Raw genomic sequence first — 17,787 nt, forward strand, 5'->3', positions numbered from 1 at the left:
TACTAGGGCGTAGCCGATGCGGCAAGCGCAGGACCCGGACAAAGAAGAGCCCCCGCCTTTGTGGGGCGGGGGCTCCTCTTCGGTCCCCGGGGCCCGGGTCCTGGTTCCGGAGATCAGCGCAGCGGGGACGCGTCCGAGGACCAGACCTGCCAGGGCTGGCGGGCCACCCATTCCTCGACCGGGGGCGGTTCGAGGGCCAGGACCTCGGTCGACACGCCGTCGTCGTCCGCCATCAGGAGCGGATCGGCACCGCTCGCCATGAAGTGGTAGATCCCGGCCACCCCGGCCGCCGTCTCCGGGCCGAGCAGCTGGGCGAGGCCCTGCTCGAAAGCGGCCGGATCCAGCTCCTCGTACCGCACCGACCGGCCGAGTCCCCGGCCGAACGCCGCCGCCAGCTCGCCGCCCGTCAGCGAGCGTTCGCCGCCGATGTCGAAGGTCCGGCCCTCCAGGTCCTCCCGCGTCAGCGCCGCAAGCGCCGCCTCCGCGAGACCCCGGTGCGACAGCCACGCCGTCCGCGCGGCCGCCGGCAGCGGATACGCGAGCACCCCCTCGTCGACCAGGGCCGGACCGTTCCAGGGCGAGAACAGGTTGTCCAGGTACACCGGCGGCCGGATCACCACCAGCGGCACCCCGCTGTCCCGCAGCACCCGCTCCGCGAGCCGCCGCGTCTCGAAGGCGGCGACGTCCGTCGGAGCCAGCGGTATCCGGGTGTTGGAGTTGAAGACCAGACGTTCCGTCCCCGCCTCCAGGGCCGCCTCCGCGACGTTCCGCGCGTACGCCTCCACCCGCTCGCTCTCGTACACCAGCGGCATCGTCACGAACGCGTGCGTCGTCCCCTCGAAGAGCTGCCGGACATCGGCCGGCCGCCCCAGGTCGCCGGCGAGGAAGTAGGCGCCCGGCAGCGGCGGCCGGTCGGCCGACGGCCGCCGCGTCAGGGTGCGGACCCGGTGGTGCCGCTCGGCGAGCAGCCGGGCCACCGCACCCCCCTGGAACCCTGTCGCGCCCACGACCGCCACCCGCATCGGAATCTCACTGGACATGTGTGTCTGAGGCCCTTCGATAGACTTTTCCTGCTGTCGTGTCGGCGTCGTTCCAGGCTCGCCGCGACGGCTTCGGCCGTTCAATTAACAAACCGGGGCGGAAGTTGAAGGATCGTCCATGGCAACCGTGGGAACCGACCGTCACCATCAGCGCGAGCAGCGCCATCAGCGCGAGCGACCCGACCGGCACGACGAGCACGAACAGCACGACGACCTGCTGAGCGAACTGCTCAAACCCCTCCGGCTCACCGGAGTCTTCGACAGCCGCTGGCACGTCCGCGCCCCGTGGGCCATCGAGGGCGACGCCGAACGCAGCTGCGCCGTCCTCCACTACGTCGTCGAGGGCGACTGCTGGATCACCGCCGACGACGAGGCCCCCGTCGAACTGCACGCCGGAGACCTCGTCGTCTTCCCCACCGGCACCGCGCACCGCCTCTCCGACCGGCCCGAACGCCAGGGCGTCCCGCTCAAGGCCGTCCTGCCCGAGCGGCAGCCCGGCACCTCCGGCGAGATCGTCATCGAGGGCAGCGGCCCCGAGAGCAGGCTGCTCTGCGCCGGGCTCCACTACGACGCCAGCGCCGCCACCGGCCTCTACACCTCGCTGCCCTGGGCGCTCGTCCTCGACGGCACGCAGGTCGGTCGCGAGCCGCTGCTCCGCGACACCCTGCGGCTGCTCGCCGCCCCCGACCGGCCCGTCGGACCCGGCGACCGGCTCATCACCCTGCGCGCCTTCGAGATGGCCCTGGTCCTGGCGCTGCGCCCGCTGCTCCGTGAACTCGCGGGCAATCCGGCCTCGCTGCCGCTGCTCAGGCACCCCGGGATCAGCCGGTCCGTCGTCATGATGGCGACCCGGTTCGCCGAACCGTGGACGATCGACTCCCTCGCCCGGGAGGTCGGCATGTCCCGCTCCGCGTTCACCGCCTCCTTCCGCGATCTGGTCGGCGAGTCGCCGGCCCGGTACCTCGCCGCCCGCCGGATGCAGGAGGCCGGCCGGCTCCTCACCGAGACCTCGCTCCCGCAGTCGGCCGTGCCCGCCCGCGTCGGCTACCAGAGCGCCGTCGGCTTCCACCTCGCCTTCCGCAAATGGTTCGGGGTGACCCCGGGGGAGTACCGCGCGGGAGGCGACCGGGCGGCCTGAACGGTGACGGGTACGGCCCTCCGCGCCGCTTCGGTCCGGCCGACCTGACATCTTCGGGATTCCCTGGACGGTTCTTAAGGACCCGTGGACGGACGCTCATTGTCCGGCCGGGTCGCCCCGGACAGGCTCGGGACCGGCAGAGCCGTGACACCCGAGGAGAGGCGATACACCGGTGACGAGGTCCGGGCAGGAGTATCTGGAGGGGCTGCGCGACGGGCGCGAGGTCTGGCTCGACGGGGAGCGGGTCAAGGACGTCACCGCCCACCCCGCCTTCCGGGCCACCGCGGCCTCCTTCGCCGAGCTCTACGACCTCGCCGACGACCCCGTCCACCACCCCGTCCTCGTCCAGGGCGGGGTGCGCCGCGCGTACGCCGTGCCCCGCTCCTACGAGGACCTCGTCGCCCGCCGCCGCGCCTTCCGGACCACGGCCGAGGCCAGTTACGGCTTCCTCGGCCGTACCCCCGACTACATGGCCGCCGGCGCGGCCGGGTTCGCCGCCGCGCCCGGCGTCCTCACCGGCGAGACCTTCGACGGCGCCGAGCACGCCCTCGCCTTCCACCGCCGGCTCGCCGAGGGCGATCTGCACTGCGCGTTCACCCTCGGCAACCCGGCCCCCGGGCACGACGGCGACGACCTCACCCTGCGGGTCGTCGGGGAACGGGACGGCGGGATCGTCGTCCGCGGCGCCAAGACCGTCGGCACGGGCGCCGTCTTCGCCGACGAGATCCTCGTCGGCACCATCGAACCGCTCGCGGCCGACGACACCGCACACGCGGTGACCTTCGCCGTACGGCTCGACACCCCCGGCCTCAAGCTGATCTCCCGCACCTCCTACGAGGAACGCTCCCGGTCCGTCTTCGACCACCCGCTCTCCTCCCGGTACGACGAGAACGACGCGATGCTGGTCTGCGAGGACGTCTTCGTGCCCTGGGAACGGGTCCTCACCCATCGCGACCCGGCCACCACCGGCGCCGTCTGGTGGCAGACCCCCGCCTACCTCAACTTCGTCCACCAGTCCGCGACCCGCTTCTGGACGAAGCTGGAGTTCCTCACCGGACTCGCGATCCTCATCACCCGCTCCCACGGCACCGAGAAACTGCCGCCCGTCACCCAGGCCGTCGGCCGGCTCCTCGGCATGGTCGCCCAGGCCAAGGCCTTCGTGCTGGCCGCCGAGGCCTCGTACGAGGAGGTCGACGGCGGGCGCGGCGGCGTCCGCCCCGGGCAGGACATCTCCTTCGCCCAGCGGATCATGGCCGGCGAGCTCTACCCGCGCGCCGTCCAGGACATCAAGCTCCTCGCGGGCGGCGCCCTCGTCCAGCTCCCCGCGAGCGGCCGGGACCTGCTCCACCCCGAGCTCGGGCCGCTGGTACGCCGCTACTTCGGCACCCCCGGCCACCCCGCCGAGGACCGCCTCAAACTCCTCAAGCTCGCCTGGGACGCCCTCGGTTCCGAGTTCGCCGGACGCCACGAACAGTACGAGCGCTTCTACCACGGCGCCCCGCACGTCTACCTGACCATGCAGACCTGGGCCGGCGCCGCGGGCGACTGCGAGAGCCTCGCCCAGGCCTGTCTCGACGGCTACGGCCTCGGGACGACCCGGTGACCACGGCACCGGCGCCACGACGCGGGGCGCTCGCCCTGCTCGCCGCCACCCAACTGCTGCTGATCATGGACACCGCGCTCGTCAACGTTGCGCTGCCGTCCGTCGGCGAGGACCTCGCCTCCGGGTCCGCCGGCCTCTCCTGGGTCGCCAACGCCTACCTCATCACCTTCGGGGGACTGCTCCTCCTCGGCGGCCGGATCGCCGACCTCCTCGGCCACCGGCGGGTCTTCCTCGGCGGCCTCGGCCTGCTGGCCGTCGCCTCGGCCGCCGGTGGTCTCGCCCCCGGCGCCGGCGCCCTCGTCGCGGCCCGCGCCGCCCAGGGCGTCGGCGCCGCGCTCGCCGCGGCCGCCGCCTTCGCCCTGCTGCTCCTGCTCTTCCCCGACGGGCCCGCCCGGCACAAGGCGCTCGGCGCGTTCGCCGCGATGGGCGGCCTCGGCGGGGTCCTCGGGACGGTCCTCGGCGGCGTCGTCACCGACCTCCTCGGCTGGCGCTCCACGTTCTGGCTGAACGTGCTGCTCGCGGCCGTCCTCGCCGTCCTCGCCCTGCTGGTCCTCGACCACCGCACCGGCCCCTCCCGGCACGACGGCTTCGACCTCGCCGGGGCGTCCGCCGCGACCGCCGGACTCGGACTCGTCGCCTACGCGCTCGTCGGCGCGGCCGAGGCCGGGTGGCTGTCCGCCCGCACCCTCGGCGCCGGGGGAGCGGGCCTCGCGCTGCTGCTCGCCTTCGCCGCCGTCGAGACCCGGGCCGCCGCGCCGCTCGTCCCGCCCTCCGTGCTGGCCCGGCCCGCGCTCCGGCTGTCCAACGTCCTGGCCGCGCTCGCCCAGACGACGCTGTTCCCGATGTTCTTCCTGGTCAGCCTCTACCTCCAGAACGTCCTCGGGTACGCGCCCCTCGGCGGCGGCCTCGGCCTGCTGCCGCTGTCGCTCGTCGTCGTCGCGGTCGCCCCGCAGACCGGCCGGCTCATCTTCCGGATCGGTCTGCACCGGACGATGACCCTGGGGTTCGCCCTGCTGTGCGCGGGGACAGTGTGGCTGGCCCTGGCGCTCACCCCGGACGGCGGCTTCGCGAGCACCGTCCTCGCCCCGAGCCTGCTCCTGGGCGCCGCACTGCCGCTCGTCGTGGTCACCACCAACGTGGCGGCGACGGCGGAGGCCACGGCCGAGGAGACCGGACTCGCCTCCGGACTCGTCAACACCAGCCAGCAGTTCGGCTCCGTGCTCGGCCTCGCCGTCCTGGTGGCCGTCGCCACGCGCCGTACCGAGGGGGTGGACGCGGCCCGCGCGGTCGCGGAGACGTCCGGGTACCGCGCCGCCCTGCTCACCGGCGCCGCCTTCGCCGCGGCGGCAGCGCTCGTCTCCTTACGCCTCCATCCGCCGAGACATGCCCCCGCGCCGTCGCCCGGGCAACAGGTCCCGGACCGCCGCTGACCCGCACGAACCAGAAACGCCGCCCACTACCACCGGCGAGTGAGCCGAAGGGGCGTGCGGCTGTCGTAAGGGAGAGCGCGCGGAGGTCCCGAGGAACGAGGGACCGAGCACGGTCGACCGTCGACAGTCGCACCAGCGCCCCGGAGGCGAACCGAGCCCCCGAATGAAGAGGAGCCCCCGTCTTGCTCGGCGATCCGCGTCACCGCACCGAGGACATACGCGCCGCCGACCCGCTCGGCGCCGACGCCCTGCTCGCCGCCGTGCCCGCGATGAACGCGGACGCCGACGTGGCCGCACTCACCGTCGCACTGCGCGCCCTGGTGCCGGACCTCGACCGGGCCGCCCAGTGGAGCGTCGGCCACGCGCTCGCGGCGATGCGGGACCTCGGCATCCTGCTGGGTTCGCTGAAGCGGCACGGCGTCCAGCCCCTCGCCGTGGTGCCCGAGGCGCTGCCCGTCCTCGAACTCCTGGGCCGTCGCACCGACATGGTGCCCCGGGACACCGTCCACCACTACACGACGTGGAACCCGCCGGGTCCGCGCCGCCGTTCCTACACCGGCCATCCGACGGAGGCCCGGCTCCAGGAAGCGGTACGGATGGTGTTCCCCGGTCTGGTCGCCGCGCTCGACGACTGCGGCCGGGTCGCCCGCCTCGAACCGTACGACCCGGGGTTCGCCACCGCCCTGGACCGGGTGGCGCACCATGTCCGGGCGATCGTCGACTCCATCGACCTCACGGTGGCGCAGGTGTCCCCGGAGTACTTCGCCCTCACCCTGCGCCCCTACTTCGAGGACGTCGAGGTGGCCGGCCGGGACTACCTCGGCCCGGCCGCCGCGCAGGTGCCGCTCTGGCTGGTCGATCTGACGCTGTGGCAGTGCGACCGCTCGGACCCCTCCTACGAGGCCTTCCTCGCGGAGTCGGTGCCGTACGCGCTGCCGGCCTGGCGCGCGTTCCACACCCGGCACCGGGGCGGGGTGTCGGCGGTCAGCAAACTGTCGGCCGCCGTCAGCTGGGAGGGCGCGGACCGGCTGCCGCCCTCGCTGACCGCGTCCGCGGAGGCACTCGGCCGGGTGCTGCGCCTCCTGAAGACCTTCCGCGCCCGGCACCTCGGCATCGCCCGCAAGGCGTACAGCGAGGACGTGCGGCTGTACGAGGAGGGCAGCGGCGGGGCCCCGGTCGCGCTGCTGCGCTCGATCCTGGATCTGACCAGGGAGAACGAGACCATGGTGCGCCGCGCGACCGTGCGGCGCCGTCCCGCAGGGGCCCCCGTCGGGCCGTCGGCCGCGTAGCGGCGCCGAAGGAGCAGTCGTCATGTCCCCCCACACCCCTTTCCCGTACGGCCGTCGCCCCGCCCCGGACTACGGGCAGAGCCCGCACATCGTGATCGCCGGCGGCGGCATCGCCGGACTCACCGCCGCCCTCTCCCTGCACGCCGCCGGCTTCGAGCGGGTGACGGTCGTGGAGACGGCGCCCGCGATCCGTCCGGTCGGCGCCGGGCTCAACCTGATGCCGAACGCGGTCCGCGAACTGGACGCGCTCGGCCTGCTCGACGCCCTCGAGGCGGGGGCCCTGCGGACCCGCGAGCTGCGCTACTACCACTGCTCGGGCGGGCTGATATCCCGGGAGCCGCGCGGTCTCGGCGCGGGCTACCGCTGGCCGCAGCTGTCGGTCCACCGCGGGCATCTCCAGCAGGTCCTCGCGGGCGCGGTACGGGCCAGGCTCGGACCCGCGGCACTGGTCACCGGCGTGCGGGTGAGCGGGGTGGAGCTGACGCCGGACGGGCGGCCGCGGCTGCGGCTCGAACACCGGGAGGGCGCCGTGCGGGGCCGTGCCTCGCTCGAACCGGACGTCCTCGTCGGCGCGGACGGCATCCGCTCGACGGTGCGGGCGGCGCTGCACCCGGCGGAGGGCGGGCCGCTGTGGAACGGGATGCTGGTGTGGCGGGGGGTGTCCCGGATGCCGGCGCGGGCGGTGGGCTCGTTCATGCTCATCGCGGGCGACGACCGGCAGAAGGCCGTGGTGTACCCGATGGGCCGGCCGACCGGGCCCGACCGGGAGGTTCTGGTGAACTGGGCGCTCGCCCGGCCCGCCGAGCGCACCTGCCGGTCCGGGTCGCCGACGGGGGACGAGCGGTTCCTGGGCGACTGGAACCGGTCCGTCCCCGTCGAGACGTTCCTCCCGTTCTACGAGGGCTGGGAGTTCGACGGCGTCAGCGTCCCCGGCATCCTGCGCGCCGCCGACTCCGCGTACGAGTACCCGATGGTCGACCGCGAGCCGCTGGACCGGTGGACCCACGGCCGTACGACCCTCATCGGCGACGCCGCCCACGCCATGTACCCGATCGGCTCCAACGGGGCGACGCAGTCGATCGTCGACGCGCGCGCCCTCGCCCACGCCCTCGCCCGGCATCCCGATCCCGCGGACGGCCTCGCCGCGTACGAGCGGGACCGCCGCCCCGTCACCACCGCGCTCCAGCGGGCCAACCGGGAGCTGGGCCCCGAGGTCGTCATCAACCTGGCGCACGCGCGCGCCCCGCAGGGCTTCACCGACATCCACGAGGTCATCCCCGCCGAGGAACTCGCCGCCATCGCCTGCCGGTACGCCGCCACGGGTGCCTTCGACCCGGCGACCGTGAACCAGGGCTCCCCGTACGAGATCCCCCTCCCGGCCGTCGGCTAGGGGGTGCCCTGCCGATCACTGCCGGGGCCGCGAACGCGCCCCACCGCTCCGCGCGCGCCGTGGTCCGGTGGCGGATCGTGCCCTAACGTCGGAGCGGAACGACGGACGCACAGCGTGGTGCGTCCACTCCGCTCCGTACTCGCCTGCGAAGGTGGAACGCGTGAAGGCAATCCGTCGATTCACCGTGCGTCCCGTCCTCCCCGACACCCTTCGACCCCTCGCCGACCTCGCGCACAACCTGCGCTGGTCCTGGCACGAACCCACCCGCGCCCTCTTCGAATCCCTCGAACCCCCCAGCCCGGCGACGTCGACCGGCGGCACCGACCCCGTCCGGATCCTCGGTGCCCTCGAAGCCCCCCGGCTGGCCGCGCTCGCCGCCGACCAGGACTTCCTGGCCCGGCTCCGGGCCGCCGCCGGGGACCTCGACGCGTATCTGCACGCGCCGCGCTGGTACCAGCGTCAGCCGGGTGAACCCCCCGCCGCCCTGGCCTACTTCTCGCCCGAGTTCGGCGTCACCGCCGCCCTGCCCCAGTACTCCGGCGGTCTCGGCATCCTCGCCGGCGACCACCTCAAGTCCGCCAGCGACCTCGGTGTCCCGCTCATCGGCGTCGGCCTGCTCTACCGGCACGGCTACTTCCGGCAGTCCCTCGGCCGCGACGGCTGGCAGCAGGAGCAGTACCCCGTGCTCGACCCCGGCGAGCTGCCGGTCACCCTGCTCCGCGAGGCCGACGGCAGCCCCGCCCGGATCACCCTGGCCCTGCCCGGCGGGCGCAGTCTGCACGCCCACCTCTGGATCGCGAGGGTCGGCCGCGTCCCCCTCCTCATGCTCGACTCCGACGTCGAGGAGAACGCGCCCGGCGAACGGAGCGTCACCGACCGGCTGTACGGCGGCGGCAGCGAACACCGGCTCCTCCAGGAGATGCTGCTCGGCATCGGCGGCGTCCGCGCCGTCCGCACGTACACCCGGCTCACCGGCACCCCCGCCCCCGAGGTCTTCCACACCAACGAGGGCCACGCCGGCTTCCTGGGCCTCGAACGCATCCGCGAACTCCAGGGCGAGGGGCTCGACTTCGACAGCGCCCTGGAGACCGTGCGGGCCGGGACCGTGTTCACCACCCACACCCCCGTCCCGGCCGGCATCGACCGCTTCGACCGGACCCTGGTCGCCCGCCACCTCGGCGAGGACGGCGCCCTCCCCGGCGTCGACACCGGGCGCGTCCTCGCCCTCGGCGACGAGACCCCGCTCGGCGGTGAGCCCGGCGTCTTCAACATGGCGGCGATGGGCCTGCGCCTCGCCCAGCGGGCCAACGGCGTCTCCACCCTCCACGGGGCCGTCAGCCGGGCCATGTTCGCCGGGCTCTGGCCGGGCTTCGACGCCGAAGAAGTGCCGATCACCTCGATCACCAACGGCGTCCATGCCCCCACCTGGGTCGCCCCCGAGGTCGGCCGCCTCGGCCCCGACCCCGCCGACCGGGAGCTGTGGGAGCTGCGCCGCACCCTCCGCGAACGGCTCGTGACCGATGTACGGGAGAGGCTGCGGGCCTCCTGGCGGCAGCGCGGGGCGGCGGCCGCCGAACTCGGCTGGACCGACACCGTCCTCGACCCCGACGTCCTCACCATCGGCTTCGCCCGCCGCGTCCCCTCGTACAAGCGGCTCACCCTCATGCTGCGGGACAAGGACCGGCTGCGTGCGCTGCTCCTGCATCCCGAGCGGCCCGTGCAGCTCGTCGTCGCCGGCAAGGCGCATCCCGCGGACGACGGCGGGAAGCGGCTCGTGCAGGAACTCGTCCGGTTCGCCGACGACCCCCGGGTGCGGCACCGGATCGTCTTCCTGCCCGACTACGGCATGGCGATGGCCCGTGACCTCTACCCCGGCTGCGACGTCTGGCTCAACAACCCCCTCCGCCCCTTGGAGGCCTGCGGCACCAGCGGCATGAAGGCCGCGCTCAACGGCTGCCTCAACCTCTCCGTCCTCGACGGCTGGTGGGACGAGTGGTTCGAGCCGGACTTCGGCTGGGCCATCCCCACCGCCGACGGGGCCGCCGCCGCGGACGAGGACCGCCGCGACGACCTGGAGGCCGCCGCACTCTACGAGCTGATCGAACGCCGGGTCGCCCCCCGCTTCTACGACCGGGGCCCCGACGGCGTCCCTGCGGGCTGGACGGCGATGGTCCGGCGCACCCTCACCGACCTCGGCCCGAAGGTGCTCGCCGACCGGATGGTCCGCGAGTACGTCGAGCGGTTGTACGTGCCCGCCGCGGCGGCCCGCCGGGCGCTCACCCCGGACCGGGCGCGGGACCTCGCCGCCTGGAAGTCCCGGGTCCGGGAGGCCTGGCCCAAGGTGACCGTCGACCACGTCGAGGTCGGCGACGACCTCGCGGACGACCTCGCCGACGCGGTGCTCGGCGCGACCCCGGTCGTCCGGGTCCGGGTCGCGCTCGGCCCGCTCGGCCCCGACGACGTCGAGGTGCAGGCCGTCACCGGCCGGGTCGACGCCGACGACACCCTCACCGACGCCCGTACCGTCCCGCTGAAGCCGGCGGGCGGCCCGGACCTGGAGGGCCGTCAGCCGTACGCGGGCACCCTGGAACTCGACCGCACCGGCTCCTTCGGCTGCACGATCCGCGTCCGCCCCTCCCACCCGCTCCTCGCCCACCCTTCGGAACTGGGCCTGGTGGCCCTGCCGGAGGAGACGACGGGGGAGGGGGCGGGAGTGCTGCTCCGGTAGCGGTCACCGCGTGCCGGCTCAGGGCACCTCGGCCTTGTCGGCGAGGTGCCCGGCGACGAAGCACAGGCGGTAGACCGGGATCGTGGCGAGCATCTTCGAGCGGTAGTACCGGCATTCGTCCATGCCGGGAGGCTCCGGCGGGGCGGCCTGCGGGGCGCTGTCCAGGGGGTGCTCGGGCCAGTCGTCGGTCTTCTCGCCGATCTGCGCGAGCGTCTGGCCGATCCGGAGCCGGGCGTAGTCGTCCGGCTCCAGGTACGACTGGGCCTGCGTCCACACGGCGACCCCGGCCATCAGCACGCCGAGTGCGGCGAGGAGCGCGAGCGGGATCCAGATCGCCCGCACCAGGCCCTTGCGGACCTCGCGGCGGGCCAGATCCAGTTCCCTCGCCGAGGTGGGGGCGGCGGGCAGCGGGGCGGGGGCCTTGCGGGGCAGGACGGCGGTCAGGGCGAAACCGCCGTCCTCGGTGGCGCGGTGGGTGAGCGTGCCGCCGGCGAGGCGGACGCGTTCACCGAGGCCGACGAGGCCGGTTCCGCCGGAGCCGGGCGCCCGGTCCCGTCCGCCGGTGCTCGTTCCCGGGCCGCTGACCACCTCCACCCGTACCGTCGCCGTCTCGTCGGCGACGGCGACCGAGACGGGCGCGCCGGGGGCGTGCTTGGCCGCGTTCGTGAGGCCTTCCTGGACGACCCGGTGCAGGGCGAGCCCCGACATGCCCGGCAGGGTGGGGACCGGTGTCGTGGCCAGTGTGACCGCCAGGCCCGACGCGCGGGCGCGGGCCGCCAGTTCCTCGACGGTCTCGCCGGGCGGGCTCGTCGGGGCCGCCTCGTCCTCCTCGCGGAGGACGCCGATGATGTCCCGCAGCCGGGCCGTCGCGTCCGCCGCCGCGCGGCGCAGCTCGGCCGCCGCCCGCTGCTGGTCGGGGCCGAGATCCGGGGAGACCTCCAGGGCGCCCGCGCGGATCGCGATCAGGGCCAGGTCGTGGCCGAGGGAGTCGTGCATGTCGCCCGCGATCCGGGACCGTTCCCGCAGCCGCTCCCGGTCGGCGACCGCCGCGTGTTCGCGCTCCATCCGGTCCGCCAGCTGCCAGCCGCTCCGTACGAGACGGTCGTACTGGCGTACGTAACGGCCGATCAGCCAGGGCGCGACGACGGCGAGGGCGAGGACGAGCAGGAGGGTGAACCACTGGCCGAGCGAGGTTCGGGTGATCCAGGTGAGGGTCAGTCCCGTCGCCGCGATCGTGCCGAACAGCCAGAGCGCCGCCCGGGTGTGCTCCTGGCGCCGCCCCGCCAGGTACCCGAAGGCGACCAGGGCCAGGCTGTACGAGGGGGTGAACAGCTCCAGGGCGGCCGGCAGGCTCGCCACGACCGTGACCGCGAGCGACATCAGCGGCCACCGCCGGCTGACCGCGACGCAGCCGGCGAGGACCACCACGCCGGCGGCGACCTGGGCCCAGCTGCCGCCGTCGTTCGGGTCCGACCTCAGCAGGACGGGTACGCAGAGCAGCAGCCACAGGACGAGGTCGAAGAGGCGCTCCCGGACGGGCTCGCGCCACGCCTCACGCATCGGGGACCAGGCCCGCCTCGTACGCGAGGACCGCGAGCTGGACCCGGTTGCGCAGGCCCAGCCGGCCGAGGACGGCGCTCACATGGGCCTTGACGGTGCCCTCGACGACGTACATCCGGTCCGCGATCTCCTGGTTGGAGAGCCCGGCGCCGAGGAGGGCGACGACCTCCCGTTCCCGTCCCGTGAGCCGGTCGAGCCGGCCGCGGGCCGCGGCCGCGCGGGTGAGGCGCTCGCCGCCGAGGGTGTCGATGACCCGGCGGGCGACGGTGGGGGAGAGCGCGGCGCCGCCGCCGGCCACGGCCCGCACCCCGGCGATCAGTTCGCGCGGGTCCCCGGACTTGAGCAGGAAGCCGCTGACGCCGCTGCCGAGGGCGCGCGCGATGTACGTGTCCTCGGAGAAGGTGGTGAGCATGACGACGGCCGCGTCCGGGACGGCCGCGCGCAGTTCCTCGGCCGCGCCGAGTCCGTCGAGGCGTGGCATCCGGATGTCCAGGAGGACGACGTCGGGCCGGTGCTCGCGGGCGAGTTCGACGGCCTCGTGGCCGTCGCCCGCCTCGGCGACCACCTCGATCCCGGGGTCGGTGGCGAGGATGGCCCGCACCCCGGCCCTGATCATCGTCTCGTCGTCGGCCAGCAGCACCTTGATCATGGGTGCCAGCCTACGGAGACCTGGCGCGGACGCGCGGACGCCCGGAGGGAAGGTTCCCTCCGGGCGTCCGGCACTTGTGATTCGGGGTTACCCGCCTACCTGCTCACCCGCTCGGGGCTTACGGGAAGGTGAGCTTGAAGCTGTTGATGTAGCCGGTGTCGATCGAGGCCTTGTCCTGGACGCGGAGCTTCCAGGCGCCGTTCGCGACCTCGGTGGAGGCGTTCACGGTGAAGGTCTGGACGATGTTGTCGGCGCTGCCGCCGGACCGGTTGGACAGGCTGTAGACCGATCCGTCCGGGGCGACGAGGTCGACGACGAGGTCACCGCGGTAGGTGTGGACGATGTCCACGCCGACCGAGAGGTTGGTCGGGGCGTTGCCGGTGACACCGGTGACGTTGACCGTGGAGGTCACCGCGGCGCCGTTGTCCGGGACGGACACGTCGGCGGTGTTCTCGAAGACCTTGCCGGTGGGCGGGTTGCCGCCGCCGGAGCGCGGACCCACGGCGATGGCGGCCCAGGCGTCCTCGACGGCCGCGACCTCGGGGCTGGTGGCGCCGTAGAGCGCCTTGGCGACGTCGACCGTGCCGGTGCGGGCACCGGCGTAGTTCGTGGTCGTGCCCCACTTGGTGGTGAGCGCCTTGAACCAGATCAGCTCGGCCTTGGCCCGGCCGATGCCGGTGACGGGCAGGCCGTCGGAGGTCGGCGAGTCGTAGGTGACGCCGTTGATGGTCTTGACGCCGCTGCCCTCGGAGAGCAGGTAGAAGAAGTGGTTCGCCGGGCCCGAGGAGTAGTGGACGTCGATGCCGCCGAGGCCCGAGTACCACGCGTCCTTGGACGAGCCGTCCTTGCTCGGCTTGTCCATGTAGCGCAGCGGGGTGCCGTTGCCGCGGATGTCGATCTTCTCGCCGACGAGGTAGTCGCCCTGGTCGTTGGCGTTGTTGGCGTAGAACTCGACGGCCGCCGCGAAGATGTCCGAGGTGGCCTCGTTGAGGCCGCCGGACTCGCCGCTGTACTGCAGGCCGGCCGTGTTGGCGGTGACGCCGTGCGTCATCTCGTGCGCGGCCACGTCGATGGACGTCAGCGGCTTGGTGTTGCCCGAGCCGTCGCCGTACGTCATGCAGAAGCAGGAGTCGGACCAGAAGGCGTTGACGTACGCGTTGCCGTAGTGGACCCGGGAGTACGCGCCGACGCCGTCACCCTTGATGCCGGTGCGGCCGTGCACGTTCTTGTAGTAGTCCCAGGTGAGCGCGGCACCGTAGTGCGCGTCGGCGCCGGCCGTCTCCTTGTTCGAAGGCGTGCCGTTGCCCCACACGTCGGTGGTGTTGCTGAACAGCGTGCCGGTGCCGGACGTACCGCCGTTGAGGTTGTACGTCTTGTGGCTGCCGCGGCCGGTGTCGGTCAGCGTGTACGAGGGCGCGGTGCCGAGGGTCACCTGGCCGCTGTACTGCGTGTTGCCGGTGCCGGTCTCGATGGCCTGCCACTCGTACAGCTTCTGGCCGGTCTTGGCGTCGGTGACGACGTGCAGCTCGTTCGGGGTGCCGTCGTGCTGGAGGCCGCCGACGACGGTCTCGTACGCGAGGACGGGGGCGCCCTTGGCCAGCCAGACGACCTTGCGCGGGGCGCGGTTCGTCTCGGCCTTGTCGGAGCCCTCCGCCTTCGCGGCGCTCAGGGCCTGCTTCGACGCGGCGGCCGGGGTGACGGTGGCGCTCGTGTCGACGTTCTTCAGCTCCGCGCGGGAAGCCTTGGAGACGCTCTGGCGCGCGCCGGCCTTCGTCTCCTCGACGATCAGGTCACCGCCCAGGACGGGCAGTCCGGCGTAGGTGCGCTCGAAGCGCGTGTGGGTCGTGCCGTCGCGGTCCTGCACGACGTCACGGACGACCAGCTTCTCCTGGGCGCCGAGGCCGAGGGACTTGGCCGTGGCGGCCTTGTCGGCGTCGGCCGCCTTGATGAGCGCGGTGCGCTCGGCGGGGGTGAGGTCGGCCGGGAGCTTGCCGGGGTTCGCCGACGTGCCCTGCTGGGCGTTGGGGGCGATGCTCCAGGGGGCGTCTGCCGCGGTGGCGGCACCCGTCTGGACGCTCACGGCGAGCATGGCGGCGGCAGCGATCAGAGCGCCGGTCGCGGTGGCGCGACGGCTGGGCGTGGATCTCACGCAGACTCCTTCTTGCGAGGGGGGTACCGGCGGACTGGGTCGGGTCCGTCCGGGCGGAGCAAGCAGAGCTGTGGAGCACGTACGGGTGAAGCAGCGAACTCTGGTGCGAAGAGCCGGGGAGAGAGTGACAGGAATGACGGGGACCTGTCAGGAGTGCGTCGACAAGTTGGCCGGAAATCGTTCGCTGCTCGTAAGGCCGTGTTCGTTAACCGGACGTTTCGTCGATCAAGGACGCGATGCCGTCCAATGTTCGCCCGAGCCCGAATTCGAAGAGTGTCCACAGGTCGAGACCGAACCCGCCGCCACTCGTCACCAAGGCCAACTCGGGGTACGAGCCGCCCGATTGGATCGCGTCGAATCGTGGCTCGTTCTGTTCCATCCACTCGCTGTCGGAGATGCCCGAATCCTGTCGCGCCTGCTCCTCCAGATCGTCCGCCAGTGACAGCCCCTGGACGTAGGCGAAGATCACCAGATGGGTGTGGAGCTTCTGGCTGTGGGTGAGCGGCGTACCCCTCAGAGCCCGTAGCACCCACTCCGTGTACGCCATCGCGTTCGGCGTCGCGACGGGTCGCGTGAACGAGGCCATCGCGTGCGCCAGCCACGGGTGCCGGGCGTACACGTCACGCAGCCAGCGCGCCCCCTGCTCCAGGCCCGTCCGCCAGTGCGCCGGCACCGGACCGAGCGGGACCTCGCCGCACGCCGCGTCCGTCATCAGACGGATCAGCTCCGGCTTGCCCGGCACATGGCGGTACAGGGTCATCGTCGAGACGCCGAGCATGGTCGCCACCCTGCGCATCGTCAGGGCGTGCAGGCCTTCCGTGTCCGCGAGACGGAGGGCCGCGGTGACCACCTGATCGCGGGTGAGGGGAGTGGTGGGGGGTGTCGTCCGGCCGCCTTCGGGCGGTGCGCCTGTGCCTGCGCCCGTCGTTCGTGGTGCCGGTGTCACCACCACCGTGCCCACCCCCGGTTCCGGGCGGACCAGGCCCTCCTGGCGGAGGACCGCCAGCGCCTTCGTCGCCGTCGCCATGGCCACGCCCCACTCGCGGGTGATCGCCCGCGTCGACGGCATCCTGTCCCCGGGCGACAGCTCGCCCACCTGTACGCGGCGGCGGAGTTCGGCGGCGATCACGAGGTAGGGCGGCTGCGTCGGCATGGCGGGAGTGTACTAGTGCACCGTGAGCGTCGTACGCGCCCCTGACCTGGCGGTACAGCAGCCGAGTCGGGGGTGCACTAGGGCGGGAGTGGCGACGTACGCACACCGCTGCTTCTCTCCTCCCATGACACTCACCTCGCACCCCGAGCCGGTGACCGGGCCCGACCCCGTCCGCGCCGGCCGCCGCGAATGGACCGCCCTCGGCGTCCTCATGCTGCCGCTGCTCCTCGTCTCCATGGACGTCTCCGTCCTCTACTTCGCCATCCCCTCCATCAGTGCCGACCTGCGGCCCGGAGCCACCGAACAGCTCTGGATCCTCGACACCTACGGCTTCGTCCTCGCGGGGCTTCTCATCACCATGGGGGCGCTCGGGGACCGGGTCGGGCGTCGCAAGGTCCTTCTCGGGGGCGCCGCCTTGTTCGGCGTCGCCTCGGTCGCCGCGGCCTACGCGCAGAGTTCCGGCGCTCTCATCGGCGCCCGTGCGCTGCTCGGTGTCGCCGGGGCCGGTCTCATGCCCGCCACCCTCGCGCTCATCCGGGTGCTGTTCGCCGATCCGGCACAGCGCGCCAAGGCCGTCACCCTGTGGACCTCGGTGATGGCGAGCGGGATCGCCCTCGGGCCTGTCGTCAGCGGGGCACTCGTCGAGCACTTCTGGTGGGGGTCCGTCTTTCTCATCAACCTGCCGGCCATGGGCGTGCTGCTCGTGCTCGGGCCGCTGCTGCTTCCCGAGTCCAAGGGGGGTGGGAGTGCCGGGCGGTTCGACGTCCTCAGCGCCGTTCTGTCGCTCGGCGCCCTGCTGCCGCTCATCCACGGCATCAAGGAACTTGCCAAGGACGGGTGGGCGGCCCTCCCGGCGGGCGGTGTGGTCGTCGGGCTGCTCGTCGGGCTGGTCTTCGTGCGGCGGCAGGCGCGGCTCGCTCATCCCATGGTCGACCTCGCGCTGTTGCGGAACCGGGCCTACGGCGGGTCCGTGCTCGCCAACCTGCTCGCCATGGCGGCGACCGTGGGCTTCGCCGTGTTCCTCACGCAGTACCTGCAGTCCGTTCTCGGGCAGAGTCCGTTCGAGGCCGCGCTGTGGAGCCTGGTGCCGACCGCGGGTGTTCTCGTCGCCGCGCCGGCGGCCGCGGGGCTTGCCCAGAAGGTCGACCGGGCGTACGTGATGGGGGGCGGGTTCCTGGTGGCGGCCGGGGGGTTCGCCTGGCTCGCCGGGATCGATCACGCCACGCCCTTGTGGGTCGTGGTGGTGGGGAGTGCTGTGTATGCCGGTGGGCTCGTCTCCGCGATGACCCTCGCCAACGAGCTGGCGCTGGGCGCCGCTCCGCCCGAGCGGGCCGGGGCCGCCGCCGCCGTGCTCGAGTCGGGGGCCGAGCTCGGCGGGGCGCTCGGGATGGCCGTGCTCGGGTCCGTGGGGGCGGCCGTCTACACCGGTGCGATGCCCGCGTCCGCGCCGGCCGCGGCTCGCGAGACCCTGGGCGGTGCGCTGACCTCCGGGCCCTCCGTGCTCGACGCCGCGCGTACCGCGTTCGTCGACGCGATGGGGGCGGTCGCCGTAGGAGCCGCCGTGTTGATGCTGGGCGCGGCCGTCCTGTCGCTGGTGCTGTTGCGGACGGCCCGGCGGGGCTGACAGCGGTGCGTGGTGCAGTGGGGGCCGTTCCGGG

At 73.5% G+C, this 17,787-nt stretch carries 12 protein-coding genes; 7 read left to right on the plus strand and 5 right to left on the minus strand.

The window, feature by feature from the left end:
* Positions 1-113: 113 nt before the first annotated feature.
* A complete protein-coding gene (locus OG462_RS29895) occupies positions 114-1,040 on the minus strand; it encodes an SDR family oxidoreductase (RefSeq protein WP_406062311.1) in 927 nt (308 codons plus the stop codon).
* Between the two features lie 118 nt (positions 1,041-1,158).
* Here OG462_RS29895 and OG462_RS29900 point away from each other — a divergent pair, with 118 nt between their 5' ends.
* The 6 genes from OG462_RS29900 (at position 1,159) to glgP (ending at position 10,618) form a co-directional block, all read left to right on the plus strand.
* Complete coding sequence (locus tag OG462_RS29900; RefSeq protein ID WP_406062312.1) at positions 1,159-2,178, plus strand: AraC family transcriptional regulator; 1,020 nt, start codon at positions 1,159-1,161, stop codon at positions 2,176-2,178.
* Positions 2,179-2,350: 172 nt separating this feature from the next.
* Positions 2,351-3,781, plus strand: a complete 1,431-nt coding sequence (locus OG462_RS29905) for a 4-hydroxyphenylacetate 3-hydroxylase family protein (RefSeq protein ID WP_406062314.1) — start codon at positions 2,351-2,353, stop codon at positions 3,779-3,781.
* Positions 3,778-5,211 carry an MFS transporter gene (locus OG462_RS29910; RefSeq protein ID WP_406062316.1) on the plus strand — a complete coding sequence of 478 codons (1,434 nt, stop codon included), beginning with the start codon at positions 3,778-3,780 and terminating at the stop codon, positions 5,209-5,211. Before OG462_RS29905 ends, OG462_RS29910 begins: the two co-directional genes overlap by 4 nt.
* Before the next feature lie 182 nt (positions 5,212-5,393).
* Positions 5,394-6,500 (plus strand): monodechloroaminopyrrolnitrin synthase PrnB family protein, encoded by a 1,107-nt coding sequence (locus OG462_RS29915; protein ID WP_406062317.1) that lies wholly within the window; start codon positions 5,394-5,396, stop codon positions 6,498-6,500.
* 22 nt (positions 6,501-6,522) lie between these two features.
* Positions 6,523-7,890 (plus strand): FAD-dependent monooxygenase, encoded by a 1,368-nt coding sequence (locus OG462_RS29920; RefSeq protein ID WP_406062319.1) that lies wholly within the window; start codon positions 6,523-6,525, stop codon positions 7,888-7,890.
* Between the two features lie 160 nt (positions 7,891-8,050).
* Positions 8,051-10,618 carry an alpha-glucan family phosphorylase gene (gene glgP, locus OG462_RS29925; RefSeq protein WP_406062321.1) on the plus strand — a complete coding sequence of 856 codons (2,568 nt, stop codon included), beginning with the start codon at positions 8,051-8,053 and terminating at the stop codon, positions 10,616-10,618.
* An 18-nt stretch (positions 10,619-10,636) separates the two neighbouring features.
* Here the strand turns inward: glgP and OG462_RS29930 are convergent, their stop codons facing one another.
* The 4 genes from OG462_RS29930 to OG462_RS29945 form a co-directional block, all read right to left on the minus strand.
* Positions 10,637-12,178 (minus strand): sensor histidine kinase, encoded by a 1,542-nt coding sequence (locus OG462_RS29930; protein WP_406062323.1) that lies wholly within the window; start codon positions 12,176-12,178, stop codon positions 10,637-10,639.
* Complete coding sequence (locus OG462_RS29935; RefSeq protein WP_406062325.1) at positions 12,171-12,827, minus strand: response regulator; 657 nt, start codon at positions 12,825-12,827, stop codon at positions 12,171-12,173. Before OG462_RS29935 ends, OG462_RS29930 begins: the two co-directional genes overlap by 8 nt.
* 118 nt (positions 12,828-12,945) lie before the next feature.
* Complete coding sequence (locus tag OG462_RS29940) at positions 12,946-14,976, minus strand: M4 family metallopeptidase (RefSeq protein ID WP_406062327.1); 2,031 nt, start codon at positions 14,974-14,976, stop codon at positions 12,946-12,948.
* 205 nt (positions 14,977-15,181) lie between these two features.
* The gene (locus tag OG462_RS29945) at positions 15,182-16,129 is read right to left on the minus strand and encodes a TetR/AcrR family transcriptional regulator C-terminal domain-containing protein (protein WP_406062329.1); all 948 of its coding nucleotides are present in this window, start codon (positions 16,127-16,129) and stop codon (positions 15,182-15,184) included.
* A gap of 124 nt (positions 16,130-16,253) precedes the next feature.
* Between OG462_RS29945 and OG462_RS29950 the strand changes: the two genes are divergently transcribed.
* Positions 16,254-17,753 (plus strand): MFS transporter, encoded by a 1,500-nt coding sequence (locus OG462_RS29950; protein WP_406062331.1) that lies wholly within the window; start codon positions 16,254-16,256, stop codon positions 17,751-17,753.
* The last annotated feature ends 34 nt before the right edge of the window (positions 17,754-17,787 follow it).

The organism is Streptomyces sp. NBC_01077 (genome assembly GCF_045162855.1).
GTDB lineage: Bacteria > Actinomycetota > Actinomycetes > Streptomycetales > Streptomycetaceae > Streptomyces.

Coding starts and splice junctions, on each gene's coding strand:
- OG462_RS29920 (WP_406062319.1), top strand. CDS start 6,523: ATGTCCCCCCACACCCCTTTCCCGTACGGCCGTCGCCCCGCCCCGGAC.
- OG462_RS29930 (WP_406062323.1), bottom strand. CDS start 12,178: ATGCGTGAGGCGTGGCGCGAGCCCGTCCGGGAGCGCCTCTTCGACCTC.
- OG462_RS29935 (WP_406062325.1), bottom strand. CDS start 12,827: ATGATCAAGGTGCTGCTGGCCGACGACGAGACGATGATCAGGGCCGGG.
- OG462_RS29945 (WP_406062329.1), bottom strand. CDS start 16,129: ATGCCGACGCAGCCGCCCTACCTCGTGATCGCCGCCGAACTCCGCCGC.
- OG462_RS29950 (WP_406062331.1), top strand. CDS start 16,254: ATGACACTCACCTCGCACCCCGAGCCGGTGACCGGGCCCGACCCCGTC.
- OG462_RS29895 (WP_406062311.1), bottom strand. CDS start 1,040: ATGTCCAGTGAGATTCCGATGCGGGTGGCGGTCGTGGGCGCGACAGGG.
- OG462_RS29900 (WP_406062312.1), top strand. CDS start 1,159: ATGGCAACCGTGGGAACCGACCGTCACCATCAGCGCGAGCAGCGCCAT.